The organism is Shewanella sp. ISTPL2 (assembly GCF_013283205.1).
GTDB classification, from domain to species: Bacteria; Pseudomonadota; Gammaproteobacteria; order Enterobacterales; family Shewanellaceae; genus Shewanella; species Shewanella oncorhynchi.
This window is the reverse complement of the sequence record NZ_JAAPAV010000001.1, coordinates 327,758-340,176: the sequence shown is the minus strand read 5'-3', so window position 1 is coordinate 340,176 and position 12,419 is coordinate 327,758. Positions and strand designations below refer to the sequence as shown.

Sequence of the window (12,419 nt, the reverse complement as noted above, 5' to 3'; positions counted from 1 at the left end):
CTTACCACGGCTTGTTATGACTAAATTGATTGACGGCCTTGCATAATCCTTCACTGCGCCATGCAACATATCTTATTTGCGAATAGTATTAAACATCACTTCGCTTTAGTCGTTGCTAAAGTAGACATTTTCATGCAATTAAATCAATTTTATACCTTTGATTTAAATTAAAATTTATAAATTAAACGATTATAAGTTTTACTTTTTTATCAAGATAATTCACACATAATCAGTATGTGAATATAGGGAATTCAAGTCGTTGTTTAAAAGTAAGACTCATTAAGCTCGCAGACGATAGAAACCACCGCATACGCTAATCCATAAAGATACCTTCGCCAGAAGCTCCAACGCTATCAAATTCAAATGTCGGATATAAAACAGGCCCGCAAGCGGGCCTGTTTCGCAAACCAAAAATTATTTATGGTATTGCTTTGATTGCGCATGAACCGCCTTGATAAAGGCGCCAGCATGTTCTGGATCGACATGCTGATGAATACCATGGCCTAGGTTAAATACATGGCCAGTACCTTCACCATAACCCGCTAAAATATGACCAACTTCCTCTTCGATACGTGGAATTGGCGCATACAACATAGATGGGTCCATGTTGCCTTGCAATGCCACTTTATGGCCTACACGACGACGGGCATCGGCAATGTCTACCGTCCAATCCAAACCTAGTGCATCACAGCCAGTTTCTGCCATCGCTTCTAGCCACAAACCACCGCCTTTAGTAAACAGCGTCACTGGCACTTTACGGCCATCGGCAAAGCGTGTCAGACCATCAATAATCTTCTGCATATAACGCAAAGAGAACTCACGGTAAGCAGAGTGCGATAACGCGCCGCCCCATGAGTCAAATATCATCAAAGATTGCGCACCGTTAGCAACTTGAGCATTCAGGTATAAGATCACTGAATCGGCTAATTTATCTAACAGCATGTGTAATGCCATTGGCTCAGCGTAAGCCATCTTCTTAATTTTTTCGAAGGTTTTGCTCGAACCACCTTCAACCATGTAAGTCGCTAAGGTCCAAGGTGAACCAGAAAAGCCAATTAACGGCACTGCACCATTCAGTTCACGGCGAATAGTGCTAACGGCTTTCATCACATAACCCAGCTCATCTTCTGGATCTGGAATTGAGAGCTTTTTGATCGCATCGATAGTGTCTGTTGGGCGTTCGAAACGTGGGCCTTCACCCGCCTCAAAATACAAACCTAAACCCATAGCATCGGGCACTGTTAGAATATCGGAAAACAAAATCGCCGCATCAAGATCATAACGACGTAAAGGTTGCAGCGTGACTTCACAGGCAAGCTCATGATTTTTACACAAAGACATGAAGTCACCCGCTTGAGCGCGAGTGGCTTTATATTCAGGAAGATAACGGCCAGCTTGACGCATCATCCACACAGGGGTCACATCGACAGGCTCTTTTAGTAGGGCGCGTAAATAACGATCATTCTTTAATTCTGCCATTGGGCTTGGTTCCTAGTCTTATTGAGATCCGCTGGGTCGGTAGTTTAGCATTTACGCGAATAATGTAACCTTTATGTGCAAATTTATGTGAGCTATTCCCCATCATTGGCGTCGATTTGACCGCATAAACCGGAAAATGTTAGCCAGCTAACATACTGCTCATTTATTCGTAACGAAGTCACACTCAGACAGAAAAAAGTTGCGCCGGTTCCCCGCCTTTGGTATAAAAAGTCTGCGCTAGCAAGAACAATCAAGAAGCTCGTCGCATCGAGCCTGCTATAAACTTTACTCGCCCAACGATAGGTTTCTATCGTTGGGCTTTTTATTTGCATTTTTCGATACGAAACAGCTGGTTTGTCCATTTCGTCATTCTCGCAAATTCGCATGAAAAGAGTTGATCGATTAGCAACTTGTCCCTACATTAGAGTTATGTGCTGGCACTTAAATGGAATGCATCATGCTGAGAGAACTCGAAAAAGCAGAACAGAAGTGGGGCGGTTCAAATAAGCTTATTGATCAATGGCTAAAAAACCGTCGAAAACTGTTAGTGCATTACTGCCAAATTGCTGGGCTTCCTCCTTACGGTAAATCAGAAAAATCGCTTCCCTCGTTCGAACATGTTAAATCTTTCTGTGACTTATTAGTTGACTATGTGTCCGAAGGACATTTCGAGGTCTATGATAAAGTCGTTAATGCCTGCAGTGAATATGGCGAATCAAGCAAAACGCTCGCGCAACAAGTATTGCCCAAGATAACGCCAACCACGAATGCAGCATTAGATTTCAACGATAAATATGCGGAAACACAAGACGATTTCGTATTATATCAACTCGATAAAGACCTATCTGAGCTCGCCCATAACATGGAAACACGCTTCGAACTCGAAGATGAACTACTTGAAGTTCTCCATCGCAAACATTCTGAGCACAACCAGTAGCCCCCTTCCTAAGCGCACCTTGCTGCATCTGTGCGCTTATCTATCCTTCCCTCAATCGTTTTGAAAATGAAGTAGCATGGCTTTGGGCAACTACAGGAACACGTCCTAGTGCCATCAGACAGCAACCGTTTGAATCAAATTGAATCCGATAGAGCAGATGTAGTCATGGCCGAGGCAGCACACATTGGCAAATCGTTGTTTCAATAGGTATGGCGATATTGTTATGTAATGCTCGATAGCATTAATGTCTTGAGGAGCCACAGAAGATGACTCAGTTGTGCTTTCGGGAATGGATAAACTTTGCTAATTAATAGAATAGGTTTAGCTTTAAAACAAAAAATTCATATTCTGGTAAGGATGTCATCTACATGATAGCCGAGTATGAGGATAACCATGTGCTTCGAGCCCGAAGCATTAGCGTCACTGACACGAATTATCCGCGACGCCATAACGAAAAAAGCCTCATCTTTCGATGAGGCTTATCTCTTAATGTTGGCGGAGCGGACGGGACNTAAAGAGCAACTCAGCCTCATAAGAGAAGGTGAGTACCACACTGAGCGTCGAACGCTTCCAGTTGGCTAGGGCTGCGTATTCTACGCATTTCCCGTTTCGCGTCAAGGAGTTTTTACAAACTTTCTCAACACTCATCAATCAGTAAACTCATCAATGAACTGTCACACCAGGCTGCTTAACGCTGTCTGCCGTATCAGTGGATGCGCATTATAGGCAGCAGGAGATTTTGTGCAACCCCTTTTTTAAGGGAATATGCAGTTAATTCCAATTACCTAATCTAGCCACATCATACCCACCACTTACCCCCAAAGTTATCCACAACTCAGTCAAGGCTTCGCCTCTGTTTCGCATTATGTATAGCCAAAAGCCATCAGATGATTTGTTGGTAGTTATGAAAATAGAAGACTTTCGTCTTTTAAAAAGAAGGTTAAACGGGGCTAAGTGCGAGATTGACCGACGGATCGGCTTAATTGGATTTTTTAATGACGACAACGCATGACCATTAGTAAGTAGCGAGTTTGTGATGTAAGAACTAAAGGCATGACTATGATAGGGTTCATTGGTGCATATAGATGTAGAAATAAAACAAACCCACAAAAAAGCCAGCTTACGCTGGCTTTTTACATTAAATTACCTTAACGGCAATCGATTACACGGCAGTCTGGAAGATCACTTCCGATGCTTTTTTTGTGTAAGACTCGATTTGATCGAAGTTCAAATAACGGTATGTGTCAGCTGCAGTTGCGTCTAACTCTTTAGCGTATTCTTGATATTCTTCAGGTGACGGCAGACGACCTAACAGTGCAGCAACCGCAGCCAGTTCAGCAGAGGCTAAGTAAACGTTAGCACCTGTACCTAAACGGTTAGGGAAGTTACGGGTAGAAGTCGATACCACAGTTGAACCTTCTGCTACACGTGCTTGGTTACCCATACACAGTGAACAACCTGGGATCTCGATGCGCGCACCTACACGACCAAAAATCGCGTAGTAGCCTTCTTCAGTCAGCTGATCTCTATCCATTTTAGTCGGTGGTGCGATCCACAGACGTGTTGGCAGGGTTTTAGCAAACTTGTCTAGCATCTTACCGGTTGCGCGGAAGTGACCGATGTTGGTCATACAAGAACCTACGAACACTTCATCAATCTTAGTTTGCGCAACAGATGACAGTAAAACGGCATCATCAGGATCGTTTGGCGCACACAGGATTGGCTCTTTGATGTCATTTAGGTCGATTTCGATTACTGCAGCGTACTCAGCATCTTTATCGGCGCTCATCAGCTCAGGATTGGCTAACCACTCTTGCATGCCTTTGATACGACGTTCAATCGTACGACGATCGCCATAACCTTCAGCGATCATCCACTTGAGCATGATAATGTTTGAGTTCAGGTATTCAATGATAGGTTCTTTGTCTAACTTGATGGTACAACCGGCAGCAGAGCGCTCAGCTGAAGCATCAGACAGTTCGAAAGCTTGTTCAACTTTCAGTGATTCTAAGCCTTCGATTTCCAGTACGCGACCAGAGAAGATGTTTACTTTACCTTTCTTCTCAACGGTCAGCATGCCCAGTTCAATGGCTTTTAATGGGATAGCATGAACCAGATCACGCAGTGTGATACCCGGTTGCATTTTGCCCTTGAAGCGCACTAATACGGATTCAGGCATGTCGAGTGGCATAACGCCAGTCGCAGCAGCAAATGCTACTAAGCCAGAACCCGCTGGGAATGAAATACCAATTGGGAAACGCGTATGTGAGTCACCACCCGTACCAACGGTATCTGGTAGCAGCATACGGTTTAACCATGAGTGGATAACACCGTCACCTGGACGCAGTGATACACCGCCGCGATTCATGATGAAATCTGGCAGAGTATGATGTGTGTTCACATCAACTGGCTTTGGATAAGCCGCAGTGTGGCAGAATGACTGCATAGTCAAATCAGCACTGAAACCTAAACAAGCTAAATCTTTCAGCTCATCACGGGTCATAGGACCTGTCGTGTCTTGTGAACCGACAGACGTCATCTTAGGTTCGCAGTATTGACCAGGACGCACACCCGCTACGCCACAAGCTTTACCGACCATCTTCTGCGCAAGTGTATAACCTTTACCGGTATCAGCGACATCTTGAGAACGTACAAAGACGTCAGATAACCCTAAGCCTAATACGTCACGGGCTTTGTCAGTTAAACCACGACCGATGATCAATGGAATACGACCACCAGCACGAACTTCGTCTAACAAGACTTCCGTTTTTAAGCTGAATTCTGAAATTACTTCGTCGCTATCGTGACGCTTAACCACACCGGCGTATGGGTAGATGTCAATCACATCGCCCATTTCCATCTTGTTTACGTCAAGCTCGATTGGCAGTGCGCCCGCATCTTCCATAGTGTTGAAGAAAATCGGTGCAATTTTACCGCCAAGGCAGAAACCACCAGCGCGCTTGTTGGGTACGAATGGAATATCATCGCCCATAAACCACAGTACTGAGTTAGTCGCAGATTTACGTGATGAACCCGTACCCACAACGTCACCCACATATACTAATGGATGACCTTGTGCTTTTAATGCTTCGATTTTTTTCACTGGGCCAACGGCGCCAGCAACATCAGGCTCGATACCATCACGGGCGTTTTTCAGCATAGCTAACGCGTGCAATGGGATATCAGGACGTGACCATGCATCGGGTGCAGGTGACAAGTCATCGGTGTTGGTTTCACCAGAAACTTTAAATACTGTCAGAGTGACTTTGTCGGCCAGTTTTGGACGGCTTAAATACCAATCTGCATTCGCCCACGCTTCAACCACTTGCTTAGCAAACTCATTGCCCGCTTCCATCTTCTCAACCACATCGTGGAAAGAATCAAACATCAGCAGAGTGTGAGATAGCGCTTTAACGGCTAAAGGTGCTAACGCTGGATTATCCAGCTGCGCGATCAGAGGTTCGATGTTGTAGCCGCCTTGCATTGTGCCTAATAACTCAGTAGCACGCTCAGCAGACAGAATCGGTGATTTTTCAGTGCCTTTGGCAACCGCATCTAAAAAAGCAGCCTTAACATAAGCGGCTTCATCAACACCTGGGGGAATTCGATTTTCAAGCAGGTCGAGAACGAAAGCCTCTTCACCTGCGGGTGGGTTTTGAATTAACTTAACCAGTTCAGCCACTTGATGTGCATCTAATGGCTTAGGGACTACGCCCTCTGCAGCACGTTCTGCGACGTGTTTACGATATGCTTCTAGCACGGCAACATTCCTCTTTGTTTGGCGCTCTAACAACGAAACTGCACGTCTTCTTAATTGAAGCTGACAGTCCGACATGATCGACCCGTATTTCCGGCCTGCAGTATACTACAGCTTTGCAAAAGTATGAATCAGGTCACACTCGGCAAAAAGCGAAATAAGGACTAAATCCGGCGGCGAATGCCAACTTACGGGAAGATTAAAACAAGTGAAATTAGACAATAGTTTGAAAACAGACAAAAAACCATACACTACAAATAGTTAACAATGTTTCATTAATTTTAAATCGAACAAGCAATTTTCCGCGCCCCAGAGCAAAAATAGGTATAAATTTTTCTCATCTTGCTGCATTTTGGCTTTTAAGATGCAGTGCGAGAACTTACACTCAGGCTTAATTTACTGCATATCTCAGTTATTTCCTTAGTCCATCGGAGTACCAATGACATCCCTTAGCATTCAAGCCGTTATTTTTGATATGGATGGCGTTTTAATCGATTCAGAACCCCTATGGCAGCGAGTCGAGTATGAAGTGTTATCCGCACTCGGCGTGCCAGTGACGATAGAGACGATTCAACAAACCACAGGCTTACGCATCGATCAATGCGTCGATTATTGGTACCACAAGGCACCTTGGCCACACTATGATAATGCCAAGGTCAGCCAAACGATTGTTGATAAAGTTGCAAATGAAATTCTGGTTAGCGGCGAAGCTATGCTGGGCGTCCACGAAGCGATTGATCACTGCCAAGCGCTTGGCCTTAAAATCGGCTTAGCGACCTCGTCGTTCTACACTATTATTGAGGCAGTTCTTTCTAAGCTAGAACTCAGTGATAAATTTATGGCAGTACAATCGGCCGAGGGACTCACCTATGGCAAACCCCACCCAGAAGTTTATTTGAATTGCGCTAAGGCGTTAGATGTTGATCCCCGTTGTTGTCTTGCCATCGAAGATTCCTTTAACGGCTTAATTGCCGCCAGAGCAGCCAACATGCAAACGGTCGCGATCCCTGCGCCAGAACAAAGAGGCGATGCTAAATGGATTATCGCCCATCATCAGGCCGAGAGTTTGTTGGCATTAGCAACAATTTTGGCGAAATAACGTCACAACACACCGAGTTTCTGCAGGGCGGATAAGCTTAGTCTTTGCCCTACGGATAAATGCCAGAATGGTGTATGCACCAGAAGGAATGCAATGTGAAGTACCTATCCTTAATACTGCCCATGGGTTTAATACTCATGTCCACCTGTTTACCCGCTAGTGCAGGTGAGACCATGCACTGTAAACAACAAGTGATCAATACGGGCGATACTTTAACGACTGTGCAGGATAAATGCGGCTCGCCCAGTGATATTCGAGAATACAGTTTGCCCGCGACTTATCTCAACGCTAAAGGAGACAGGGTGATCGATCCCAGCAAGTTGCCGACTGAGTATCAAGAATGGACCTATGACTTTGGACCAACACGCTTAATGCGCCGCCTGTATGCCACTGATAATAAAGTCACAAAAATTGAATCCTTAGGTTACGGACATTAATCGGCAGCATCCTAGATTATGGTCATCAATAAAAAAGCCAGACATTGTCTGGCTTTTCTTATTTCAATCTACTGAATGTATTACCAAATTTTCACACGCTCATCTGGTGTTAAATACATTTTATCGCCTTCTTTCATCTCGAAGGCCTTATAGAAGGCTTCCACGTTACGTGGCGTACCCATGGCACGATAATGGCTCGGTGAATGCGGATCTGTCAGCAAACGACGACTCAGTTCTTCATCACGGTAATTACGGCGCCATACTTGCGACCAACCCACAAAGAAGCGTTGCTCGCCCGTTAAACCATCGAGCACAGGTGCAGGTTTGCCGTTAAGGCTCATCAAATACGAGCGTGCCGCTACGGTTAAACCACCTAAGTCGCCAATGTTTTCCCCTAAGGTCAAATCACCATTAACAAACTTGCCGGGCATTGCCTCATAACCTGAGTATTGGGCAGACAACTGCTTACCGCGTTTTTGGAACTCTTCTCTGTCTTTATCTGACCACCAATCACGCAGGTTGCCATCACCATCGTATTTAGCGCCTTGGTCATCAAAACCATGGCTAATTTCATGGCCGATCACTGCACCTATACCACCGTAGTTAACGGCATCATCGGCATCCATATTAAAGAATGGCGGTTGCAGAATCGCAGCAGGGAACACAATTTCGTTTTTCACTGGGCTGTAGTAAGCATTCACCGTTTGTGGTGTCATGCCCCATTCGGTACGATCAATTGGCTTGCCTAGCTTGTTGATCATGTCTTGATATTCAAACTGAGCGTAACGCATGTAGTTACCGACTAACTCGTCAGCCTTAATATCTAAACCTGAGTAATCTTTCCATTTATCTGGATAGCCAATTTTGTAAGTAAATTTAGCCAGTTTTTCTTGGGCGGCGACTTTGGTTTCTGGCGTCATCCACTCAAGTTCATTAATGCTGACTTCAAAACCTTTGATCAAGTTTTTGATCATGGTTTCCATGCGCGCTTTAGCTTCTGGCTTGAAGTATTGCTTAACGTACTCTTCACCCACTAACTCACCAATCACTTGGTCGGCGCCATCAACCGCTTTTTTCCAGCGTGGCTGCTGCTCTTCGATACCCATTAAGGTTTTGCTCTTAAAGGCGAAGTTCAAATCAACAAAGTTTTTACTCAGTAACTCGGCGTAGCTATCCACTAAGTGGAACGCCAGATAATCCTGCCAAGCCGATACTGGGAATGTCTCGAAACTGGCGCCGAGTTTTTCAAAATAAGAGGGCTGACGCACGATCACTTCAGTCACTTTATCGCCTAAGCCAGCACTCGCAGCAAAGGCATTAAAATCGAATTGACCGGTTAACTTTTGCAGTTCAGCACGATCTAACTTGTTGTATGCCTTGTTGGCATCACGGGATTCGACTCGGCTCCACTGACTTTTGGCGATCATCATTTCGATGTCGGCGACGTTTTTAGCCGCGCGTTTAGCGTCCTTGTAACCCGCTTCGGTCAGTATGTCTGTCACATACTTGGCCATGGCTTGGCGATTAGCGGCAAACTTAGGATCATCTTTTAGGTAATAATCGCGGTCAGGCAACGTAAGGCCCGACTGGCTTAAATACACCGCATACTGGGTTGAGTTTTTAGCGTCATTATTGACGTAAAAACCAAAAGGAATACCAGAACCCGTCGTCAGTAATTTGCCCATAACAGCGGGTAAGTCAGCGTGCGTTTTTGCGGCAGCGATATCGGCCAGCAATGGCTTAAGCGGTGTAACACCTAAGGTTTCAAGTAAATCGGTATTCATGAAGCTGGCATTGAAATCACCGATTTTCTGCTCATTCGAACCTGCAGCAGGATTCTTTTTAGCGGCCGCTTCGTCGATAATTTTCTTCAATGCATCTTGGCTTTGGTCGTACAACACAGAAAACGCGCCATAGTTAGATTTGTCAGCAGGAATAGGCGTATTTGCCAACCATTTTCCGTTAACGCTGTAATAGAAATCATCTTGATGGCGAACTGAGGCATCAAAGTTTTGCAATTCAATGCCAGACACCGCGACGGCTTCAGTTTTAGGCTCAGTACTACAAGCCGCTAAACCTAAACTCAAGGCGATACTCAGTGCCAGTGTGCTTATCTTCTTCATTGTTTTCCCCAGCTTCCGTTGAGAGTTATTATTTTTCCCGCAAAACCTTAGCATCTTGGCACGCCTCACAGTAGTAAGATTTTGTAAAAGGATATGACACTTTAGCGACACTCTTAGCTATTTCGGCAAGAGAACTTCCATAGGGATGACGCTTATAGTTTTTCCATCGACCAAAAAGTAAGGGCACAACCTCAGTCATGCCCTTAAGTCCTTTACACAAATATCAAACTAGAAGTTTTTACCCACAAATAAATAGAAAGACTTATCGCCAAGATCTGTGATCCCAAAACCAAGTGCTGCGGGTCCCATGGAAGTATCTGTACCGATATAAAGACTCGATGCATAAATCAGATCGGTCAGGGTAACGTCAGTGCGCTCGTCCCAGACATTCCCCGCCTCTAAGCTCCAACCTAGGTATAGAGGATAATCTGTCATACCTAGTGCATCACGCCCGAGATCATATTGATAAATAAAGGCCCCAAACACTTTATGTGCGCCCATAATGGAGTCTTTATGGTAACCAGACAGGTTTAAGAATCCTCCCAGCTCAGATAAATGCAGCGTATTGACCCCATCATTATTGTTGGTAGCAATTGATGCCTTACCAACAAAAGCGTGGTTACCGACACTCAAGGCACCTTTCCAGTCGGCCTCTATTTGCACACTAAATTGGTTTTGATTATCGTCGATACTGTCATTGAAATCTTCATTGCGCACGTAAACGTTTAAGGTTACGCGATTACCTGATGTTGGAAAGCTAATGCTATCTAAGCTATCGTAACCGAACCTAAAGTAAGCACCATAGGAACTAAAATCTAAGTCCTGCGTTAGCCAAACATCATTGACTATCGACCCCTTCTCTGCGACTAAGCCTAACTCAATCATCCCTTGTAAGGTGTAGTTATAACCTATGCCTAATTCAATAGTGTGGGTTTTCTTGTCGAAGGTTAAGATACGACTGTTATTATCGTATAAGTCCCAATCACGGGTATCGTATTGATAGCGGGCACGGCTAAAGAACTGTTGGTCCCTGTCTAAAGGCTGATAGAACTCAGTTGCAAACAACTTTTCAATGCCGAGTTTGACCTCATTGCGCCACTCGCCACCATTAAAGGTCAAATCAGTCATGGTATAAGCCATGTCAAAACTGATGGCAGATTCTGAATTAAAATCATCCTCCCAATTAAAGCCCAGTTGGAAATAATTCGGCCCCCAAGACTTAGCCTTAGTGGTGACTGTGAGTATACGGCCATCCTCACCTTCTACAAATTCAGCATCGACACGTTCAAATTTATTGAGGGAGTAAATACGCTTTAACGCCTCATTAAGCTCGTCTTTAGATACAGCTTGCCCAGGTTTAATATCCAAGGTTTCCGTCAAGAGATTCAAACTCACCTTAGATTGGTTTTCAAATACGATTTCATTAATGGGATGACGTACATCCGCCATTAATAATTTACCTTTGGCTTTTTTAGCCTCGACGTAAGCGGCATATTCCTCAGGGCTCACGCTCATGCTGCTCAACTTATAAAGCTGACCATTAGCGGCTTCTTTTCCAAGGGTTAATGCCAGCGGCATAATAGTGAAATCAGTGGTGCTGAGGGCGTCAATCGCGGGTCGGATCAATACATCTTTATCTGTCAGTAATTGTTTTTGTTTTTCAGTGCTGGCATTGGTCAAAAAATTAGAGAGCTGATCGAGCACTGCGATAGTACTGTCTAATTTATCTTTTTTGACCAGAGGCGAGCCAATATCGACGGCGATAATAATATCGGCTCCCATGGCCTTAACCACATCGACGGGCATGTTATTAGCAATACCACCATCGACCAATAACTTGCCTTCAATTTGTGCTGGCTGAAGTGCACCAGGTACAGTTGCAGACGCTTGCATGGCTTTAACCATACTGCCATGACTAATCACCACAGGTAAGCTAGTTTCTAAGTCGGTTGCAACCGCTCGGTAGGGAATGGCTAAATCATCAAAATGACCAAATTGCTGTACCAGATCTGTCGACTGACGTAAAAGTTGTGACATAGTCTGTCCACGTAGCAGACCACTTGGAGCCCTCACTTGGCCTTCGTTATAGCCAATGTTTAACGGAATATTGTAACGGTCGCGTAACTGTTTATCCCTGTAACTCAAAATATTGCGCGGTATGGTGTCCGAGTAGCCACTGTCCCAGTTGACCCCCATCATGATAGCTTCCACTTCACTCGCACTGTAACCCAGTGAATACATGCCAGCGACATAGGCGCCTATGCTGGTGCCCGCGATGTAATCAACGGGGATGTTATGTTCTTCTAATATTTTGAGCACGCCCACATGAGCGGCGCCTTTAGCACCACCACCACTGAGTACGACACCAATTTTAAGGCGCTCTGCAGCCAAAGACGGGGTAACACATAAACACAAAATAATAGAAGCGAGTAGTTGACGCATCATGTGAGGCTACTTTTTATGGGATAAAAATCCGAGTTATATTAACAAACTTATCGATTTAACCGTCAGTCATATTTTATCTGGACCGACTAGTGATAAGTTTGTGTACTCTTTATACAAACAGATGAAGTTTAATTGAATAAAC

7 protein-coding genes are annotated in these 12,419 nt (G+C 44.6%); 3 read left to right on the top strand and 4 right to left on the bottom strand.

What is annotated here, in order from left to right:
• Window positions 1-414 precede the first annotated feature (414 nt).
• Entirely contained in the window at window positions 415-1,479 is a 1,065-nt protein-coding gene (hemE, locus tag HUB64_RS01530) for a uroporphyrinogen decarboxylase (RefSeq protein ID WP_006079904.1), read from the bottom strand.
• Between the two features lie 457 nt (window positions 1,480-1,936).
• On the opposite strand from hemE, the gene rsd reads away from it, so the two are divergent.
• On the top strand, window positions 1,937-2,416 hold the full coding sequence (gene rsd, locus HUB64_RS01525) for a sigma D regulator (RefSeq protein ID WP_105250394.1): 480 nt from the start codon (window positions 1,937-1,939) through the stop codon (window positions 2,414-2,416).
• Window positions 2,417-3,578: 1,162 nt separating this feature from the next.
• Here the strand turns inward: rsd and acnB are convergent.
• Window positions 3,579-6,176, bottom strand: a complete 2,598-nt coding sequence (gene acnB / locus HUB64_RS01520) for a bifunctional aconitate hydratase 2/2-methylisocitrate dehydratase (RefSeq protein ID WP_173496220.1) — start codon at window positions 6,174-6,176, stop codon at window positions 3,579-3,581.
• Window positions 6,177-6,612: 436 nt separating this feature from the next.
• Here acnB and hxpB point away from each other — a divergent pair, with 436 nt between their 5' ends.
• A complete protein-coding gene (gene hxpB, locus HUB64_RS01515; RefSeq protein ID WP_173496219.1) occupies window positions 6,613-7,272 on the top strand; it encodes a hexitol phosphatase HxpB in 660 nt (219 codons plus the stop codon).
• 95 nt (window positions 7,273-7,367) lie between these two features.
• Window positions 7,368-7,709 (top strand): DUF2845 domain-containing protein, encoded by a 342-nt coding sequence (locus HUB64_RS01510; protein ID WP_173496218.1) that lies wholly within the window; start codon window positions 7,368-7,370, stop codon window positions 7,707-7,709.
• 80 nt (window positions 7,710-7,789) lie between these two features.
• Here the strand turns inward: HUB64_RS01510 and HUB64_RS01505 are convergent, their stop codons facing one another.
• Window positions 7,790-9,832, bottom strand: coding sequence for a M13 family metallopeptidase (locus HUB64_RS01505; RefSeq protein ID WP_173496217.1), 2,043 nt, complete (start codon window positions 9,830-9,832; stop codon window positions 7,790-7,792).
• Between the two features lie 228 nt (window positions 9,833-10,060).
• Window positions 10,061-12,277: a patatin-like phospholipase family protein gene (locus HUB64_RS01500; protein ID WP_173496216.1), complete on the bottom strand. Its 2,217-nt coding sequence runs from the start codon at window positions 12,275-12,277 to the stop codon at window positions 10,061-10,063.
• Window positions 12,278-12,419 lie beyond the last annotated feature (142 nt).